Genomic DNA, 18,013 nt, shown 5'->3' with positions numbered 1-18,013 from the left:
CATGGCCTACAGCTTCGACCTCACGGTGGTCTGGGCGTTCGTGATCGCCTTCGCGGTCTTCGCCTACATCGTCATGGACGGCTTCGATCTCGGCATCGGCCTCCTGTTCCCCCTCCTGCGGCCCGGCGCGGAGCGGGACACCGCGATGAACTCGGTCGCCCCGGTCTGGGACGGCAACGAGACCTGGCTCGTGCTGGGCGGCGGCGGCCTGTTCGCCGTCTTCCCCCTGGCCTACGCGGTGATCCTGCCGGCGCTCTACGCGCCGATCATCGCGATGCTGCTCGGCCTGATCTTCCGCGGCGTCGCCTTCGAGTTCCGCTGGCGCGATCCCCGCCACCGCGCCGCCTGGGACGTGGCCTTCGCGGGCGGCTCGCTGGTGGCGGCCCTGGCCCAGGGCATCACGCTGGGCGCCCTCCTGCAGGGCATCACCGTCGAGGGGCGGGCCTATGCCGGCGGCTGGTGGGACTGGCTCACGCCCTTCAGCATCCTCGTCGGCGCGAGCGTGGTCGTCGCCTACGCACTGCTCGGGGCGACGTGGCTGGTGATGCGCACCGAGGGCCAGCTCCAGGCGCAGGCCCGGCGCTATGCCCTGGGCCTCACCGTGGCGACGGTCGCGGCCATCGCCCTCGTCAGTGCGGTGACGCCGTTCCTCCAGGGCCGCTACGCCGAGCGCTGGCTGGCGATGCCGAACGTGCTCGTCACCGCGCAGGTGCCGCTGCTCGTGGCGCTCGCCGCGTATGCCCTGTGGCGGGCCCTGCGCAGCGGCGCCGAGCGTGCGCCCTTCCTGATTGCCCTGGGCCTGTTCGCCCTGACCTTCCTGGGACTGGGCATCAGCATCTTCCCCGACGTCGTGCCGGGCCGGATCACGATCTGGCAGGCGGCCGCTCCCGAGGCGAGCCAGATCTTTCTCCTCGCCGGCGCCTCGGTTTTGATCCCGATCATCCTATCCTACACCGCGTACGCGTACTGGGTTTTCCGCGGCAAGGTCGACGCGCACGGATATCACTGATGGCACCCGCATCGGCACAACCCCTCTGGAAGCGCCTCGCTTGGTTCGCGGTGCTCTGGGCCTCGAGCGTCGTCGGCCTCGCCTTCGTGGCGACGCTCCTCCGGTTCTGGCTCAAGTCCTGATAAGCCGGGGGCGACCCCGTACCTTCCCCGCGTCGGACCCTCGCCGTGCAGCTGCCTCCCCTCGTCCAGACCTTCGTGCTGCACTTCGGCGAGATGGGCTCGCGCTGGGGCATCAACCGGACCGTGGGGCAGATCTACGCCCTGCTGTTCGTGGCCGAGCGGCCGTTCAACGCCGACGAGATCGTGGAACGGCTCGGCGTGTCGCGCTCCAACGTCAGCATGGGCCTGAAGGAACTGCAGGCCTGGAATCTCGTGCGCCTCCAGCACCGGCCGGGCGACCGGCGCGACTACTTCACGACGCCCGAGGACATCTGGCAGATCGTTCGGACGCTGGTCGAGGAGCGCAAGAAGCGGGAAGTCGATCCGACGCTGACCCTCCTGCGCGAGCTCCTGATGCAGGACGCCGCCACCGAGGAGGAGCGGCACGCCCAGGAGCGTCTCAAGGAGATGCATGACCTCTTCGAGCTGTTCGCGGGCTGGTACGCCGACGTGCGCCGCCTCGAAACAGAGCGCCTCGTCCAGCTCCTCACCCTCGGCGCAAAGGTCCAGAAGGTGCTCGAGATGAAGGATCGCCTGACCCGTCTGCCGGGGCGGATCGGCGGTCGGGCATCCAAGCCGGACTGAGTCGGCCGGATGCGCCGGGGCGCACGGCTTTGTCAGGTCCGATCAGGCCCGGGCGAGAGCACGCCGGTAGAGGGCGATGAGGGAAGTGCCGACATGCTCGATATGGCCGCGCAGGCAGGCCGCGGCCTCCTCAAACCTGCGCGCCTCGCACAGGTCGAGGATCTGCGCATGTTCGCTGAGGGCGCGGGTCGCGTCGTTGGAGGTCGAGATCTGCAGCCGCGTCGGCCGTTCGCAATCCTGCAGCAGTCCGGACACGATCGTCAGCGACCGCGGGCGATTGGCGTGGCGGAGCAGGTCGAGATGGAAACGGCTGTTCAGGTCGCCCCATCGGAGGACCTCGCCCGTCTCCAGCGCCGCGCCGTACTCCTGCGCGAGCGCGTCGAGATCCCGGATCTCGTCGTGCGACAGATGAGGGGCCGATAGCAGCAGCAATTGCGGCTCCAGCTGGACGCGCAGCTGGAAGATGTCCTCGACCTCTTGCAGCGACAGACCCGTCACGACCGCACCCCGATGCGGCATGATCTTCACGAGATTACTGGCTTCCAGATGGAGCAAAGCTTCGCGGATCGGGATCCGGCTGATCCCGAATTCCTCAGCCAGGGCATCCTGGCGAAGCTGCACCCCGGGCGGCAGGTCCCCGTTCAGGATCTGCTGACGCAACGAGTCCGCGACGGCCGCGGACACGGTCTTGTGCCGCAGCCGATCTGGCGCCGGTCGTCCGGGGACCGCAGGGGACATCAACGCCTCGCCGAATGTATACATTTATGCAGGACACCGTCATGCCGCGGAAACGCTCGCATGTCCAATGCCAGATTGTCCTGATCGAACTTGAGGTTGCAAATTTACGGGCCCCTGCTGTTGGGTTGTACGTCTCGGCCCCCGCCCGCGATGTCATTCAGCCAGCAGGAACATCATGCGACTCACCTGCTGATCGCCGATAACGCACGCAGACGTGGACGGCACTGATCCAGATTGCGAAAACCAGGACCGAAACCGGGTGGGGCACGGCCCCGTCGCGCGGCCTATCGTTCTGGTGGATCGCGCCGGTGGTGCGGATCGGCCCAAGGCGACTGGGCGAGGGTCTGCCCCAGGTATGCGATCAGCGCCGTCACCCGCGCAGGCCTCGGATCGCCGGGGGGCATGACGAGATGCAGCGCGATCGGGGGCGGCGACCAAGCGGGCAGCACCCGTTCGAGGCGCCCGGCCTCGAGATCCTCCCAGATCATGAAGTCCGGTTGCAGGGCGAGGCCGAGACCGGCCCGAAGCGCCGGTGTCAGGGCCTCGGCATTGTTCGCCCGAAGCTGGCCCGCGGGCACCACGACGGCCTCGGTCCCGGCTCCGTCCACGAATCGCCAGCGATCGGGCGTCGGCAGGTAGGCGTAGCCGAGGCAGGTGTGATGGACGAGATCGTCCGGATGTTCGGGCCTGCCGTGCCGGTCGAGATAGGCGGGCGTGGCCACCAGCGAGCGGCGGATCCCGCAGAGCCGGCGCGCCCGCAGCGATGAGTCGGGCAGGGCGGCGATGCGCAGCCCGGCATCGAATCCGCCCCCGACCAAGTCGACGACCGCGTCGGACAGGTGCAGGTCGACCGAAACGGAGGGGTATTGCTGCAGGAAGGCCGGCAGAATCGGCGCCACGTGCATCACCCCGAAGGTCATCGGCGCGGCGAGGCGCACGAGGCCGCGCGGCTCTGTGGCGCTCGCCGTCGCGAGGGCCTCGGCGGCCTCACCTTCGGCCAGGATGCGTGCGGCGCTGTCCTTGGCGCCTTGCCCAGCCGCCGTGAGGGCGAGTTTCCGGGACGTGCGGTTGAACAGACGGGCACCGATCCGGACCTCGAGCCGGCTCACCGCCTTCGAGACCGTGGCCTTCGACAGGCCGAGCTCCGTGGCAGCCCGACCGAAGGAGCCGGTCTCCACCACCTTGGCGAACACCGCCCAGGCCTCGAAATCGGGCAATCGCATCGGTCATTTCCAGAAACGATAGGTTTCCATCGTTTCTATTTTCGCGAGACATGGCAAGGGGCACATTCCCGTCATCAAAACACGCCGCCCTCCGCGGTGGCCTGTCGGGAGACATCGCCATGGTTCAGACCGGCCTCCATCATGTCACGGCCTTCTCCGGCCCGGCCCTCCGCAACCTCGACTTCCACACCCGCGTCCTCGGGCTGCGTCTGGTGAAGAAGACCGTCAACTTCGACGATCCGGGCACCTATCACCTGTATTACGGCGATGCGGTCGGGCGCCCGGGCACGATCCTGACCTTCTTCCCCATCGAGCACGCCGCGCCGGGCCGCGTCGGGATCGGCGAGACCCAGGAGACCGCGTTCCGGGTTCCCCGCGCCTCCATCGGCTGGTGGACCCATCGCTTCATCGAGAAGGGCGTCGCCCACGAGCCGCTCGTTCAGGTCTTCGGCGCGCCGACCCTGCGATTACGCGATCCGGACGGCATGATGCTCGCCCTGGTGGGTGTCGATGTCGGCGATGCGGAGGGCTGGGCGTCGAGCGAGGTACCGGCCGAGCACGCGATCCGCGGCCTCCACGGGGTGACGCTGCTCCTCGACAGGGCCGAGCCCACGGCCGCGATCCTCACGGAGGTGCTCGGCCTGCAGGAGGTCGGCCGCGAGGGCAGCCTGATCCGCTTCGCGGGCAGCGCCGAACTCGGCGGGCTCGTCACCCTGCGGGCGGTGGGCGGCTTCCTCCCCGGACGGCCGGGGGCGGGTTCGGTCCACCACATCGCATTCCGGGCGGCGGACGACGCCGCGCAGGCTGCGATGGGGCAGGCGCTCGCGGCGCGGGGCCTGCACGTCACGGAGCAGCGCGACCGGCAGTACTTCCGCTCGGTTTACTTCCGCGAGCCCGGCGGCGTGCTGTTCGAGATCGCCACGGACGCGCCCGGCTTCGCGGTGGACGAGCCGATCGAGGCCCTCGGCCAGGCGCTCAAGCTCCCCGCCGGCCTGGAGCCGCACCGGGCCGAGATCGAGGCCGTCCTGCCCAAGGTCGCCTGAGCCGCGACACCATCATGCCCGCCCCGCATCCGTGCGGGGCGGGACCGCGCCCCATCAGCCGTGAGGCCATCATGACCCAGGATACCACCGGCTTCATCCACCGCTTCGAGCCCGGTCCCGACACCGCGCGTCCCCTGCTGCTGCTGCACGGGACCGGCGGCGACGAGAACGACCTCCTGCCCCTCGGCCGCATGGTCGCGCCGGAGGCCGCCCTGCTCGCGCCGCGCGGCGGCGTCAGCGAGAACGGCATGCCGCGCTTCTTCCGGCGCCTGGCCGAAGGCGTCTTCGACGAGGCGGATCTCCGTCGGCGCACCGGCGACCTCGCCGCCTTCGTGGCGGCGTCCCGGGCACGGTACGGCCTCGGGGCCCCCCTGGCTTTGGGATTCTCGAACGGCGCCAACATCGCCGCCTCGCTGCTGATGCTCCGGCCGGAGACCCTGACGGGTGCCGTGCTGATCCGCCCGATGGTGCCGTTCGCCGAGCCCCCGGCCGCGGACCTCGCGGGCCGGCCGGTCCTGATCCTCTCCGGGGCGATGGACCCGATCGTACCCGTCGAGAATGCAAGGCGCCTCGCGCAGCAGCTTTCCGCCTCCGGGGCGCGCGTGGAGCATAGGATCCTGCCGGCCGGCCACGGCCTGTCGCAGGCCGATGTCAGTCAGGCCCTCGCATGGCTTCGCAGCCTCCCACGCCCCGAAGCGGCCTGATTCCGCAACTGACGACAGGATGGAGCGATTGACGATGTCCCCGATTTCCTCTCCCGGCGCGACCGCCCTGCTGCCGGTGGCCGGCCGGGTCCTGATGAGCGCGATCTTTCTCGTGAGCGGCGCCGGCAAGCTCGCCGCCCCCGCCGCGACGCTCGCCACCATCGAGGCCGCCCATCTGCCGCTGCCGCCGCTCGCCTACGCGGCGGCGACAAGCGTGGAGGTCGTCGGCGGGCTGCTGCTCATCGCCGGCTACCGCACCCGGCTCGTCGCCCTGATCCTCGCGCTCTTCGCGGTCGCCACCGCGGTGACCTTCCACGCGGCCCTCGGCGACCAGAACCAGATGTTCCACTTCCTGAAGAACCTCGCCATGGCCGGCGGCTTGCTTCAGGTCGCGGCCTTCGGGGCCGGTCCGTTCAGCCTCGACGCGCGGCAGGGCCGGGCCTGACCCGTCCTTCGACTGTTGCGACTATCGTGAGACCACCATGCCCTACTTCACCACGCAGGACGGCACGCAGATCTACTTCAAGGATTGGGGCACCGGGCAGCCGGTGGTCTTCAGCCACGGCTGGCCGCTCAACGGCGACGCCTGGGAGGACCAGATGCTGTTCCTCGGGCAGCACGGGTTCCGGGTCATCGCCCATGACCGCCGGGGGCACGGTCGCTCCGAACAGCCCTGGTCCGGCAACGACATGGACACCTATGCGGACGATCTCGCCGGGCTGATCGCCCATCTCGACCTGCGCGAGGCGGTGCTGGTCGGCCACTCCACCGGTGGCGGCGAGGTCGCCCGCACCATCGGGCGGCACGGCACGGCGCGCATCGCCAAGGCGGTGCTGGTCGGGGCCGTGACGCCCCAGATGGTCCGGACCCCCGCGAATCCGGACGGCCAGCCCAGGGAGGTGTTCGACGGCATGCGCGACTCGGTCCTCCGCGACCGGTCCCAGTTCTTCAAGGACCTGAGCGGCCCGTTCTACGGCGCCAACCGACCGGGCGCCGCTGTCAGCGACGGTCTGCGGGACACGTTCTGGATGCAGGGCATGATGGCCGGCCTGCGGAACGTGCACGCCTGCGTGGCGGCCTTCTCGGAGACCGACTTCACCGCGGACCTGAAGCGCATCGACGTGCCGACCCTGTTCGTGCACGGCGACGACGACCAGATCGTGCCGATCGACGCCGCGGCGCGCGCCGCCGTCAAGCTCGTGCCGAACGCCGTGCTGAAGGAGTATCCGGGCGCCCCGCACGGGCTGGCCGCCACCCACAAGGACCGGCTCAGCGCAGACCTGCTCGCCTTCATCCAAGGTTGAGGAGACCGGCGGCCTTTCCCGCGCGGGTCCGGGCTCCTAAAGCCTGCGACGGGCCGCACGCCGCGGTCCGTCAGACCCGAACCTCCGCACGGATCCTCGCATGCCGACCTCCGACGCACCCCTCGCCCTCGGGATCATCGGCGCGGGCATCATGGGCGAGCGCCTGCTCGGTGCGATCCACGGGGCGGCTGATTCGCCCGTGCGGGTCGCGGCGATCTGGGATCCGGCCCCGGAGGCCCTGGCCCGGATCGGCGCGGCCTTCCCGGCGGTGCCGCGCGTAGCCGACGCCGCCGCGGTCGTGGCGGCGAGCGACTGCGTCTACGTCGCCTCGCCGCCCGCCTCGCATCTCGACTATGCCCGTGCCGCCCTGGCCGCCGGCCGGAGCGTCTTCTGCGAGAAGCCGCTTGCCATCGATCTGGCCGATGCCCGCGCCTTCGTGGCGGACACCACGGGTGCCGCCGCGGTCAATTTCCCGTTCGCCTCGTCGCCGGGCGTGGCGACGATCGAGCGCTGGATCGAAGCGGGCGCAGTCGGCACGCCCCGGGCGCTCACCATCGCGGTGGCATTCGCTCGCTGGCCGCGCCCCTGGCAGGCCGACGCCGCGCACTGGCTCGACGCCCGGGCGGAGGGCGGCTTCACCCGCGAGGTGGTCTCGCATTTCCTGTTCCTGGCCCGCCGCCAGCTCGGCCCGCTCCAGGGTCTCGCCGGACGGATCGCCTTCCCGGAGCCGGGCCGGTCCGAGCGCGCGATCGACGTGACGCTCAGCGCGGGTGGGATTCCCGTCACCCTGACCGGCCGGGTCGGGGGCGTCGAGGCCGACGACCACAACACGTGGACGCTGGAGGGCGACGCGGGCGCCGTCCGGCTGCGCGACTGGGCCATCGCCGAGCGTCGGGGCGCCGACGGGCGCTTCGAGCCGGAGCCGGACGCGATCCCCAACGAGCGGCTGCGGCCGATCACCCTCCGGCGACAGCTCGAGGGCGTCGTCCGGATGGCCCGCGGCGAACCCCACCCCCTCGCCACCTTCGCGGAGGCGCTCGCCGTGCAGGAGGTCGTAGAGGGTATCCTGGCCTTGTGAGGGCCGGGCGCGGGCCCGCGCCCGAAGAACGAACCCGCCGAGGCTCCGCCGTCTTCGAGCGGAGGGCGGCCATCCAGGCCGCGGGACGCGGGTTGGCCTCTCGCTACCCTGGATCGCTGCGCTCGCGATGACGGAGCGGACCGGGACCGAGCGACCCGGACCGTGAGGCGTTCAGCTTCCCAGCAGGTCGACCAGGAACGGGATCAGCGGCGCGTCGGCGGGCGGCATGGCGAGATCGCGCAGCGCCTTCGGCCGGACCCATTTGAGCGCCTGTCCCTCCATCGGGCGCGGCGTGCCGGTCCAGCGCCGGCAGACGTAGAGCGGCATCAAAAGGTGGAAGTCCGGATAGGCATGGCTGGCGAAGGTCAGCGGCGCGAGGCAGGGCTCCTCGACCCGGATGCCGAGTTCCTCGGCGAGCTCCCGGATCAGGGTCTGCTCGGGGCGCTCGCCGGGCTCGACCTTGCCGCCGGGGAACTCCCACAGGCCGGCGAGCTGCTTGCCCGCCGGACGCTCGCTCACCAGCACCCGGCCGTCGACGTCGACGAGGGCCACGGCGACCACCAGGAGCAGGCGCAGCGCGCCGCCTTCGAGCCCGCTCATTGCGCCACCGCGAAAGCGGCCGAGACCTCGGAGGACATCTGTATCGTGCCCGCCTCGATCGGCACCCGTCGCCCTTTGGCGGCCATCGGTGCCGCGCGGGCCATCTCCAGCGCCGGGCGGTACGGTGTCCCGACCGTGGTGGTCAGCGTGCAGAGCGCGCCGAGCTTGGCCCCGACCGCCTCGGCGAGCGCCTCGGCCCGGCTCCGGGCGTCCCGGGTCGCCGCGACCTGAAGGGCTGCTTCGCTCTTGTCCGGGTCGCGCAGTCCGAAGCTCACGCCGTCGATGCGGTTCGCCCCGGAGTCCAGTGCTTGCCGGAGAAGGTCGCCGAGGCGGTCCATATCGGCGAGGCGGACCGTGACGAGGTTGCTGGCGCGGTAGCCGTCGGGCTCCTCGGTCACGGCGCCTCCGGGCCGGGCGACGGTGCGGGTCGCCGTCTGCAGGGTGACGGCGGCCGTCCCGATATCGGCCGGCGGGACCCCGAGGGCACGGGCCTGCGCCGAGACGCCGGACACCGCCTTCGAGGCCGCGTCGAGGGCGGCTGCCGCGGTCGCGGCGCGCGCCTCAATGCCGACGGTCACCTCGGCGAAGTCCGGTGCCCGTGTCTCCGCCGCGCGTCCGACCACGCTGATATGCCGCTTGCACGCCGCGTCGTCGGCCTGAACCGGGGCCGCCAGGACCGTGACCAACAGGGCGCCGGACAGGATGGCCCTCACGAGCGGTAATCCCCGTTGATTTCGACATAGGCCTTGGTCAGGTCGCAGGTCCAGACGCGGGCATTGCCGTCGCCCAGGCCGAGATCGACCCGGATCTCGATCTCCGGTTCGCACATCACGGCGCTGGCAGCCGCTTCGCTGTAATCGGGGTCGCGGGCGCCCTGGACGGCCACCCGGACGTCGCCGAACCAGATCGCGAGCCGGTCGCGGTCGGCGGGCTCGCCGGCCTTGCCCACGGCCATCACGACGCGGCCCCAATTGGCATCCTCGCCGGCCACCGCGGTCTTCACCAGCGGCGAGTTGGCGATCGACATCGCGATGCGGTGCGCGGAGGCGTCGCTCTCGGCGCCGGTGACCCGCACGGTGACGAACTTGCGCGCGCCCTCACCATCCTTGGCGACGAGCTGGGCCAGCTCGATCAGCAGGCCGTCGAGCGCCTCCCGGAAGCCGGCGAGACGCGGGTCGGCGGGATCCGTGATCGCCGGATGGCCGGCCCTCGCGGTGGCGAACAGCATCAGCGTGTCGGAGGTGGACGTGTCGCCGTCCACCGTCACGCAGTTGAAGCTCGTCTTCGTCCCGGCCGAGAGGAGCGCCTGCAGCACGTCCTGCGGCAGGGCCGCGTCGGTGAAGACGAAGGACAGCATCGTCGCCATGTCGGGGGCGATCATGCCGGCGCCCTTGGCGATCCCGTTGATGGTCACGCGCACGCCGGCGATCTCGGCCGTGCGGGTGGCGAGCTTCGGGAAGGTGTCGGTGGTCATGATCGCGCGGGCCGCCGCATTCCAGGCGGCCGGTCCATCCTCGGCCCGGGCCGCGCACTCCGCGAGCACGCCCTCGAACCGCTCCGCCGGAAGCGGCTCGCCGATCACGCCGGTCGAAGCCACGTACACCTCCCCCGTGCGGCAGCCCGCCGCCTGCGCGGCGATCTCGACGGTGCGCGCCACCGCGTCGCGGCCGAGCCGGCCCGTGAAGGCGTTGGCATTGCCCGAATTGACCACCAGCGCCCGCGCGGATCCGTCGGCCAGGGCGTCGCGGCACCAATCCACCGGTGCCGAGGGACATTTCGACCGGGTGAACACCCCCGCGGCCCGGGTGCCGGATTCCAGCGCGACGTAGAGCACGTCGGTTCGGCCGCTGTAGCGGATCCCCGCCTGAGCGGTGGCGATGCGCACGCCCGGCAGGGGGGGCAGCTCGGGCATCGCGGTGGGCGCCAGCGGGGAGACGGGAGGGGCTTTCGCGGATGACATCGGCTCAGGCTCCGGCACGCGCGGCTCAGGTTCCGCGGCGGCCCGGTGTTGCCCGCGCGACCCCTGCGGCGTCAACCGTGTGCTCAGCCTATGGCCACGCTTCGAGCTGCTTCGGTTTTGTGCACCGACGGCGCCGAATACGGCGGTATCACGGCGTCGGGCTTGCGTGTGGATTGCATCCCAGCCTAGCATGCTGCATCGCAAAGTCAGCGCGAGGTCGAGTGCGGAATGCCCCCAGCCGACGTCGAGACTGCCTCGGGCAGCCTTCCCCAGGGCAGCTGCTATCGAATCCAGGTTCTGGTGGTCGGCTGCCACAAGCGCTGGCGCGACGAGGTCTCCGCGCAAGTCCGGATGCTGGGTTATCAGGTCACCGCCTGCGATCGCGGCGTCGATGCCATGACGGTGCTGGCCCTCGGCCTCCCCGTGGATGTGATCGTGGTGGATACCGCGCTCCAGGGGGGATTGTGCTGCGCGCAGCTCGCCGTCGAGGCGCGGGCCCTGCGCCCGGCCCTGCGCATCATCCTCGCCAGCGACCCGGTGGACGCGATGGAGCCGGAGGCGTCGGCCCGCGTGCCCGACGCGCTGCGCGTCCCGCGCGACCAGCTTCAGAACGGCATGGTCGCCACGATGATGCGCGAGGCGCTGGCGAACCGCGCGGCCTGAGGTCCGGCGCGACGGCCTGAGGGGCCTCGCAAGGCGTCGACCGAATCGCGGCCGACGCGACTCACGACGTCGCCGCGCCTCCGTGCCGGTTCGGGACTGTTGCAATCGGGACGGCCCGCTCGATGTCAGCAACGCGGGCCGGGCCGCACGGCAATCCAAATGCAGCGGCCGCGTGATCCGGTGAAAGAGGGATGAGCGCGCAGTTTTAGCGCGGCTCAGCAGCGGACACGCGCAAGGCGAAGCTTTCTGGCGACCCAGGACGCGTTGTCAGAACTGGTCTATCGCGACGAGAACGCCCCGATTGCCGTTTGCGCGTGCCGCCCTGCGTCTGCGGCTGACTTGCATGGCCTGAATATCAAATATATCTCAAGACATTGCCGCCAAATATATATAGTACAAGTTGAACTTGATCGCGTGACACGATGTTGTCATGATTGAGGCGTCTATCGTTCGGCCGAGAACTTGGCCTGTTCCGTGGAAGATGCGCCTGTGAGAACTGGGATACGCTCTCGCCTCTACGCGGGATTTGCGATGCTCGTCATGATCACGGGTATCATCGGTGCATTCGCGATCTACCAGCAGGGTGTGATCAGCGAAGACCACGCGCTTCAGGAGCGGGTGGAGCGGGGTGCGCAATCGGTCCTGATGATCGACGGTCATGCCGCACGCCTCATCGGAACCGCCGAACGGTACCGGCTCCAGCCGGATCCCGATCTGATCGTCGCGATGGAGCAGACCCGGTGGGCGATCGAGCAGACCTGCGACAAGTACTTCTCGCTGGCCATGACGGACGGGGGGCGGAAGCTGTACGACGACGTGCGGGAGGCCGCCCGCGCGATGAAGCCGGAGCTGGAGCGCCTCGCGGCCTCGGGCGCGAGCCTGCGTGAAGCCAGGGCGAAGCTGTACGAGACCGGCAATACCCTCACCGTTCTTCTCGGAAACCTGCTCGCGGATGTGCGCGCCCGAGGCGGCGAGGCAATGCTGGCGCGGATCGAGCACATCGAGAATGCCGTCCTGCGGTCCCGCATCGCATCGGCCCGCTTCGTGATCGGCCTGGATCCGCAGGACCGCAGCACCTTCGAGCAGCGGGTCGAGCAGGCTCTGGCGGCCCTGGATGCGTTCAAGGACACGCAGGGCGGCGCGGTCTTCGCGCAGCAGGTCAGGGCCGTTCGCGACGCGCTGGTCGCCGCCGCGACCGGCTTCCGTGCGTACGATCAGGCGGTGGCTTCGGCAAAGGCGACGTTCGAAACCGGGATCAAGCCCCACACCGACGCGATCGAACGGCTCGGCATCGCGCTGCGCGACCGGATCGTGGCCGCCGGCGAGAGGATTTCCCGGGAGACCGCGTCGGCCGCGTCACGGGCCCGCTACATCCTGATCGGCCTCGTCGGCGCGGCCCTGCTCCTCGGGGGCGTCCTGGCCTTCATGCTGGCCCGCAGCATCATCCGGCCGATCGCCGGCATGACGGAGGCGATGACGCGGCTGGCCGGCGGCGACCTTCAGGTCGTGGTGCCGTACCGCGACGCGGCCGACGAGATGGGCGCGATGGCCAAGGCCGTCGACATCTTCCGGCAGAACGCGGTCGCCCGAGCGGAGCTCGAGGCGGCGCAGGCCGCCGAACGGGAGGCTCGCCTGCGCCGGGCCGAGCGGGTCGAGCAGCGCGTCCAAGCCTTCCAGGCGAAGATCGCCGCCTCGCTCGCCATCGTCACGGCGGCGACCAGCGAACTCGACGCGACCGCGCAGGCGATGACCCGGGTGGCCGACAACACCAACAGTCAGGCGGTGACATCGAGCTCGGCCGCCGCGCAGACCTCGGCCAATGTCCAGACCGTCGCGGCGGCCGCCGAGGAGATGGTCTCCTCGCTTCAGGAGATCGAGCGGCAGGTCGTGCGCTCCAACGAGGTGGCCGGTCACGCCGCCCACGAGGCCGAGGCGACCAACGCCGCCATGGCGAGCCTGCGCGCCGCCGCCGAGCAGATCGGCGCCGCCGTGATCATGATCTCCGGCATCGCGAACCAGACCAACCTGCTGGCCCTCAACGCCACCATCGAGGCGGCGCGGGCCGGCGAGGCGGGGCGCGGCTTCGCCGTCGTGGCCTCCGAAGTGAAGGAACTCGCTTCGCAGACGGCGCGGGCCACCGAGGAGATCGGCGGCCAGATCGCCGCGATCCAGGCGGCCTCGGGGCAGGCCGCGGAGGCGATGGCCCAGATCGGCCGCACGATCGCCGCCGTGAACGAGATCAGCGGCGCCATCGCCGCGACGGTGGTGCAGCAGACGGCCGCCACGAGCGAGATCTCGCGCAATGCCGGTGAAGCGGCGCGGGGCACGGAGAATGTGTCGGCCAATGTCACGCGCGTGCTGGCCGCCGCTCGCGAGACCGGCAGCGCAGCCGCGCAGGTCCAGAGCGCTGCGTCCGAGCTTGCCACCCAGTCATTGACGGTCAAGCGCGAGGTCGACAGCTTCCTCGACGACATTCAGGCGGCGTGAAGGCCAGGGCGGCCTAGATGGCGGCGGTGTCCGTCTCGTCGCCGTCGCGCGTCCGCCGCTCGCGGGGGCGCCGATCGAGGAAGGAGCGGCCGAGGGCGCGCAGCGGCGCCGTCAACCGACGGACATCCTCGGCGCGTTCCATGACGCGCTCGCCGTTGCGGATTTCCTTGTCGAGCTTCGCCATCGTCCGGGCCAGGGCCGGGTCGTCGTCGTCGAGCCAGACCTGGGTCACGCGGGCGAAAGCGATGACCACGCCCTGCAGCTTGAGCTGTCCGAGGGGGCCTTCGGTGTCGATCCCGGCCGCCGCCAGCATGTAACGGTGCGAGTTCAGCATCACGCCGTTCAGCGCCAGCATCGACAGCGGCTCGCCGCGCAGCGCGTAGGCGATCCGGCGCAGAGCGGGCTTGTAGGGCTCCATCGCATCGATGCGGCGCATCAGAACGTCGAACAGCCGCTCGCGGGTGGGCTCCTCCTCGAGGCCGGCGAGATCGCCCTCCAGGACCTTGCGGTCGATGATGCGGGTCAGGCCGCCGAGCACGGCGCCCTTCGACGGGAACAGGTCGCGCAGTTCGGCGAGCGTCAGGCCCGCCTCCCGGGCGATGTCGCTCACCTCGATGTCGTTCCAGGGCTGCTCGGCGGCGAGCCGCATCAGAGCCTCGACGGCGGCCTCCCGGGGCGGCAGCTTCGGCGCGCTATCCTCCGGCGCCGCACCGGCGCTCCGCGCCGCGCCATCCTGAGCGGAGGCCGCGGGGGCGACGCTCTCGGTGGCGCTGCTCGCTTTGGGGGACGTCGCGCCCTTGCGGGGACGCTTGGAGGTGGCTCTGCTGTCGGTCATGGATCGGTCGCCCGGTCTGTCGGTCGTGTCGCCTCATGTAGGCGAGCCGGCGGCGAAGGGCAGGGCCGTCGCGCGGCCATGCCGCACGGACGCCGCACCGTGTCAGCCGGCGAGGTCCTCCGCCCGTCTGCGGGCCGCCGCCACGGCCTCCCGCATCAGCGCGCCGAGGCCGTCCGGCCGCATCAGCACGTCGAGGGCCGCCGCCGTGGTGCCGCCGGGGGAGGTGACGTTGCGGCGCAAGTCCGCCGCCTCGGCCGGGTCCGCGTCGAGGAGCGCACCGGCCCCTGCCACCGTCGCCCGGGCGAGGTTGCGGGCCACGTCGGGATCCAGGCCGGCCGCGATGCCGGCATCCGCCAGGGTCTCGGCGAGCAGGAATACGTAGGCCGGCCCGGAGCCCGAGACCGCCGTCACGGCGTCGATCTGCGCCTCGTCGGTGAGCCACGCCACCGTGCCGTTCGCCGCGAACAGCGCCTCGGCGGCCGCGCGCTGCGCGGGCGTCACCTCGGGATTCGCGCAGGCGCCGGTGGCGCCCCGGCCGATGCTCGCCGGCAGGTTCGGCATGGCCCGGACGACGGCCCGCGCCCGCGGCAGGCGGGCGCGGAGATCCGCGATGGTCTTGCCCGCCAGGATCGAGACGAGGAGCGTGTCGCGGCCGATCAGCCGGTCGAGCCCCGGGGCGGCCGTCTCCAGACCCTGCGGCTTGATGCCGAGGACCAGAACAGCGCCGGGCTCGGGGGCCGGGGGGTTCAGGGCGATGCCCCGTTCGGTGCAGAGGTCCACGATCGCGCCGGACGGCACGGGGTCGATGATCGTTGTCCGGCGCGGGTCGAGGCCAGCATCCAGCCAGCCCGCCAGCATCGCGCCGCCCATCTTGCCGGCCCCGGCCAGGACCAGCGAGGCGGGCATCGGCATCGGGCCGGTCACGCCTCGCCTTCGGTCTCAAACAGGACAGCGTCCAGCGCTTCGCGGGCGCTCTTGCCGGCCCAGAGCACGAACTGGAACGCCTGGAAGTAGCGTTCGCAGGCGTCCACCGCGGTCTTCATCATGGTGGCGCATTGCGGGTGGGTCGGCACCGCGCCCCCCGTCAGCAGCAGGGCGTGCCGGAACATCACGACGTTGTCGGTGGTCCAAAGGTCGAAATGGCCGACCCACAGTTGTTCATTGATCATCGCGATCAGGCGCATCACCTCGGTGCGCTGCCGCTCCTGCACCTTGAGGTCGAAGGCGCAGGCGACGTGAAGCGCCTCGACATCCTCGATCCAGGTGAAGGCCACGTTGTAGTCGGTCCACCGGCCGGGGCTCGTGACCGACATCTCGTCGGTCTCGGCCCGGTCGAAGATCCAATCGCGCAGGGAGGCCAGCCGCTCGACGACGTCGAGCGGATGCTCGTTCCGGTCCGGGTCGTGGAAGTCGACGTTGAGAAGCGGCATGACGATCCAAAAGGACGGCCCGGACGAGATCCGGCCCGACGTGACGGTGACGCGAAACCGGAGCGTGAGAACACTCCGAGAACTGGAACGATCGGCAGATCTAGGCCGGTGGTGATGCGATCGACTGTCGAAGCTCTGCGGACATCGCCCTGCAGCCCCCGAATCACCCTATGCCCGACTATAGACCGGCCGTGACTCGCGACACAAAGTGCAGGTCACAATCGGTGAACAGGAAACCGGATCGTCGCCGCGGCTTCCTGTGTAAAAGCCGGGGGCGTTGCCGCGGAGACTCAGACGGCCTCGCTCAGGCCCGCGGCGCCCGCTCCGGCGGCACCGGATTTCGCCTCCAGGGCCGCAATACGGGCCGACAGGGCCTCGTTCTGCGCCTGCAGCTGAGTCACGAGGTCGCGGAGCACGTCGAGCTCCTCGCGCGAGGCGATGTCGAGGTCGCGGATGACGCGTTCGAGCTGCGCCCGGGCCACGGTCTCCGCCTCGCGACGGACGCCCTGCGCGGCGCCGGCCGCGTCGGTCATCAGGCGGGCGAGGTCGTCGAACAGTCGATTGGAGGGGGGCATCGAGGTCTCCCGGATCGGCCGGCTGCCGCGGCGGCCGCCTGACGGCGCGATTCGAGAGGACGAGATAGGAATCTTCGCGATGGGGAGCAACGCCCGGTCGGTCCGGGACGGCGAGGCGGAGGCGCGAGGCCCCCGCTTCGCCGGCTGATCACATGTGGCGCATCATGCGGCGATGCATGCGGTGATGCATCATGCGGCGCTCCATCCGGCGGTGCATCATGCGGCGCTCCATCCGGCGGTGCATCATGCGGTGCTCCATCGGGGTCATGCGGACATGGGTCACGGCGTCGGGCGCCGTGACGGCGCCGGGCATCGCCGGAGCCGCCGAGGCCGGCTGGACGAGGGCGGCGCCGCCCAGGGAGGCCAGCACGGCAAAGGCGAAGGTCAGTTTCCTCACGAGGAGACTCCAATTTTCTGGTGGCCGGGTCGGGTGCCCGGTTCCTCCTCCCGGACGGGAGGTGCGGAGAGTCGTCTCGTGCCGCGGGGCGGCACGGCGGGTCTGCGAGGACCCGCCGCCATCAACTGCCAAGTCAGAGATTCGTTTCCTCGAAGGCCTTCACCCATTCGGCACAGATTCCCGAACGCACGATGTCGTTGCGGGTGAACTCCACCACTGGGATCGGCATCATCCGGCTCTTGACCATGTGCATGACGGTGCGCAGGCCGGAGGTCTCGCGCAGGTCGGTCTGCGACACATCGCCGTTGATGATGACCTGACAATCGTCGCCGATCCGGGTCAGGAACATCTTGATCTCGTTGATCGTGGTGTTCTGGGCCTCGTCGAGGATCACGAGGCAGTTCTTGAAGGTCCGCCCGCGCATCACCTCGAAGGGGACGATCTCGATGTCGCCGGTCTTGAGGGCGATCTCGAAGGCGGCGGCGCCCATGCGCTCCTTCATGGCCTCGGTCAGCGGGGCGACCCAGGGGGCGATCTTCTCTTCCAGCGTGCCGGGGAAGTAGCCGAGGGACCGGCCCGAGGGCACGTTCGGGCGGGTGATGACGACCTTGGCGATCCGGCGCTGGCGGAGCTGGTCCGCCGCGCGGGTGCCGGCGATGAAGGTCTTTCCGGTGCCGGCCGGCCCCAGGACGATGACCTGCGGGGAGCGGGCGAGGGCGTCGAGATACTCGGCCTGGCGTTCGGTGAGCGGCTGGATGGGGGCGAGGTTGCGTTCTTCGTCGAAGCGTGTGCGGTGAATGCGGGACGTGCGGTCTTCAACCAGTTCAAGTCGTGCGCGGCGTCTCTTCATGGATGTACACTCCAACGGGACTAGCCAACCTGGATCTGTATCTGAACTGCCGTTTACCTGCGTGCTCCCGGTTCTATTCGTTTGCGAAACTTAATACCGGCCCCAGGCCGAAGGTTCCGCCCCGCGCTCGTCCGCCTGTGGAGAGCGTCACGACGATCCGTGCGCGGCCGAATACACGATGCAACTGGCGCACCAGTGCGATTCGCATCCGACGAATGCGCGCCGGGTGTGACCAAGGGGTGACGGTGGGCGAGGGGGCTTCGGAAAAGCCGCGCGGCTGGCGCGGATGCATCAGGTTCGGGACGGGGGAGACGCGATGACGCGGCATCCGGCACGATCACGATCCTCCCCGCCCGCAGGGGCGAAGCCGG

Annotated in this window: 21 protein-coding genes; 10 read left to right on the top strand and 11 right to left on the bottom strand. The window is 70.5% G+C overall.

Going from position 1 to position 18,013, the window contains the following annotated elements; all coding sequences use genetic code 11:
* Nucleotide 1 precedes the first annotated feature (1 nt).
* Genes cydB through PQI07_RS07735 form a run of 3 tightly spaced genes read left to right on the top strand, consistent with a single transcriptional unit; the run spans nucleotide 2 to nucleotide 1,755 of the window.
* A complete protein-coding gene (gene cydB, locus PQI07_RS07745; protein ID WP_043388977.1) occupies nucleotides 2-1,009 on the top strand; it encodes a cytochrome d ubiquinol oxidase subunit II in 1,008 nt (335 codons plus the stop codon).
* Nucleotides 1,009-1,131 (top strand): DUF2474 family protein, encoded by a 123-nt coding sequence (locus tag PQI07_RS07740; RefSeq protein ID WP_043346965.1) that lies wholly within the window; start codon nucleotides 1,009-1,011, stop codon nucleotides 1,129-1,131. Before cydB ends, PQI07_RS07740 begins: the two co-directional genes overlap by 1 nt.
* Nucleotides 1,132-1,176: 45 nt before the next feature.
* On the top strand, nucleotides 1,177-1,755 hold the full coding sequence (locus PQI07_RS07735; protein WP_075381225.1) for a GbsR/MarR family transcriptional regulator: 579 nt from the start codon (nucleotides 1,177-1,179) through the stop codon (nucleotides 1,753-1,755).
* A 42-nt stretch (nucleotides 1,756-1,797) separates the two neighbouring features.
* Here PQI07_RS07735 and PQI07_RS07730 read toward each other — a convergent pair whose 3' ends face one another.
* Together PQI07_RS07730 and PQI07_RS07725 are read right to left on the bottom strand one after the other, a co-directional pair.
* Entirely contained in the window at nucleotides 1,798-2,493 is a 696-nt protein-coding gene (locus tag PQI07_RS07730; protein ID WP_053609680.1) for a GntR family transcriptional regulator, read from the bottom strand.
* Between the two features lie 284 nt (nucleotides 2,494-2,777).
* Complete coding sequence (locus PQI07_RS07725; protein ID WP_043346969.1) at nucleotides 2,778-3,716, bottom strand: LysR family transcriptional regulator; 939 nt, start codon at nucleotides 3,714-3,716, stop codon at nucleotides 2,778-2,780.
* Nucleotides 3,717-3,835: 119 nt separating this feature from the next.
* On the opposite strand from PQI07_RS07725, the gene PQI07_RS07720 reads away from it, so the two are divergent.
* From PQI07_RS07720 to PQI07_RS07700, 5 genes are all read left to right on the top strand, one after another.
* The gene (locus tag PQI07_RS07720) at nucleotides 3,836-4,759 is read left to right on the top strand and encodes a ring-cleaving dioxygenase (RefSeq protein WP_043760085.1); all 924 of its coding nucleotides are present in this window, start codon (nucleotides 3,836-3,838) and stop codon (nucleotides 4,757-4,759) included.
* A 71-nt stretch (nucleotides 4,760-4,830) separates the two neighbouring features.
* Nucleotides 4,831-5,463 carry an alpha/beta hydrolase gene (locus PQI07_RS07715; RefSeq protein ID WP_182591298.1) on the top strand — a complete coding sequence of 211 codons (633 nt, stop codon included), beginning with the start codon at nucleotides 4,831-4,833 and terminating at the stop codon, nucleotides 5,461-5,463.
* 34 nt (nucleotides 5,464-5,497) lie between these two features.
* Entirely contained in the window at nucleotides 5,498-5,908 is a 411-nt protein-coding gene (locus tag PQI07_RS07710; protein ID WP_043388964.1) for a DoxX family protein, read from the top strand.
* A gap of 37 nt (nucleotides 5,909-5,945) precedes the next feature.
* Nucleotides 5,946-6,767, top strand: a complete 822-nt coding sequence (locus PQI07_RS07705) for an alpha/beta fold hydrolase (RefSeq protein WP_274926381.1) — start codon at nucleotides 5,946-5,948, stop codon at nucleotides 6,765-6,767.
* 100 nt (nucleotides 6,768-6,867) lie between these two features.
* Entirely contained in the window at nucleotides 6,868-7,845 is a 978-nt protein-coding gene (locus PQI07_RS07700) for a Gfo/Idh/MocA family protein (protein WP_274926380.1), read from the top strand.
* Nucleotides 7,846-8,016: 171 nt separating this feature from the next.
* Here the strand turns inward: PQI07_RS07700 and PQI07_RS07695 are convergent, their stop codons facing one another.
* The 3 genes from PQI07_RS07695 to argJ are packed head-to-tail and all read right to left on the bottom strand — an operon-like array spanning nucleotide 8,017 to nucleotide 10,405.
* On the bottom strand, nucleotides 8,017-8,445 hold the full coding sequence (locus PQI07_RS07695; protein WP_043346979.1) for a (deoxy)nucleoside triphosphate pyrophosphohydrolase: 429 nt from the start codon (nucleotides 8,443-8,445) through the stop codon (nucleotides 8,017-8,019).
* Nucleotides 8,442-9,158 carry an SIMPL domain-containing protein gene (locus PQI07_RS07690; protein ID WP_043346980.1) on the bottom strand — a complete coding sequence of 239 codons (717 nt, stop codon included), beginning with the start codon at nucleotides 9,156-9,158 and terminating at the stop codon, nucleotides 8,442-8,444. The genes PQI07_RS07695 and PQI07_RS07690 overlap by 4 nt, the downstream gene beginning before the upstream one ends.
* The gene (gene argJ, locus PQI07_RS07685; protein ID WP_274926379.1) at nucleotides 9,155-10,405 is read right to left on the bottom strand and encodes a bifunctional glutamate N-acetyltransferase/amino-acid acetyltransferase ArgJ; all 1,251 of its coding nucleotides are present in this window, start codon (nucleotides 10,403-10,405) and stop codon (nucleotides 9,155-9,157) included. Before argJ ends, PQI07_RS07690 begins: the two co-directional genes overlap by 4 nt.
* Nucleotides 10,406-10,633: 228 nt before the next feature.
* Between argJ and PQI07_RS07680 the strand changes: the two genes are divergently transcribed.
* Both PQI07_RS07680 and PQI07_RS07675 read left to right on the top strand, forming a co-directional pair.
* The gene (locus PQI07_RS07680) at nucleotides 10,634-11,068 is read left to right on the top strand and encodes a response regulator (RefSeq protein WP_043346983.1); all 435 of its coding nucleotides are present in this window, start codon (nucleotides 10,634-10,636) and stop codon (nucleotides 11,066-11,068) included.
* Between the two features lie 540 nt (nucleotides 11,069-11,608).
* A complete protein-coding gene (locus tag PQI07_RS07675) occupies nucleotides 11,609-13,555 on the top strand; it encodes a methyl-accepting chemotaxis protein (protein ID WP_274926378.1) in 1,947 nt (648 codons plus the stop codon).
* Between the two features lie 13 nt (nucleotides 13,556-13,568).
* Here the strand turns inward: PQI07_RS07675 and PQI07_RS07670 are convergent, their stop codons facing one another.
* From PQI07_RS07670 to PQI07_RS07645, 6 genes are all read right to left on the bottom strand, one after another.
* Nucleotides 13,569-14,390, bottom strand: a complete 822-nt coding sequence (locus PQI07_RS07670; protein ID WP_274926377.1) for a TetR/AcrR family transcriptional regulator — start codon at nucleotides 14,388-14,390, stop codon at nucleotides 13,569-13,571.
* 102 nt (nucleotides 14,391-14,492) lie between these two features.
* Nucleotides 14,493-15,302: a pyrroline-5-carboxylate reductase gene (gene proC / locus PQI07_RS07665; protein WP_075382062.1), complete on the bottom strand. Its 810-nt coding sequence runs from the start codon at nucleotides 15,300-15,302 to the stop codon at nucleotides 14,493-14,495.
* An 8-nt stretch (nucleotides 15,303-15,310) separates the two neighbouring features.
* On the bottom strand, nucleotides 15,311-15,820 hold the full coding sequence (locus PQI07_RS07660; RefSeq protein WP_043346992.1) for a type III secretion system chaperone family protein: 510 nt from the start codon (nucleotides 15,818-15,820) through the stop codon (nucleotides 15,311-15,313).
* A gap of 290 nt (nucleotides 15,821-16,110) precedes the next feature.
* Complete coding sequence (locus tag PQI07_RS07655; protein WP_043346993.1) at nucleotides 16,111-16,395, bottom strand: accessory factor UbiK family protein; 285 nt, start codon at nucleotides 16,393-16,395, stop codon at nucleotides 16,111-16,113.
* Nucleotides 16,396-16,543: 148 nt separating this feature from the next.
* The gene (locus PQI07_RS07650) at nucleotides 16,544-16,792 is read right to left on the bottom strand and encodes a hypothetical protein (protein WP_043346996.1); all 249 of its coding nucleotides are present in this window, start codon (nucleotides 16,790-16,792) and stop codon (nucleotides 16,544-16,546) included.
* Between the two features lie 133 nt (nucleotides 16,793-16,925).
* Entirely contained in the window at nucleotides 16,926-17,642 is a 717-nt protein-coding gene (locus PQI07_RS07645) for a PhoH family protein (protein ID WP_012321860.1), read from the bottom strand.
* Nucleotides 17,643-18,013: the final 371 nt, after the last annotated feature.

Source organism: Methylobacterium sp. 092160098-2 (genome assembly GCF_028920805.1).
Classification (GTDB): Bacteria; Pseudomonadota; Alphaproteobacteria; order Rhizobiales; family Beijerinckiaceae; genus Methylobacterium; species Methylobacterium fujisawaense.
This window is presented reverse-complemented; position numbering and strand designations above follow the sequence as displayed.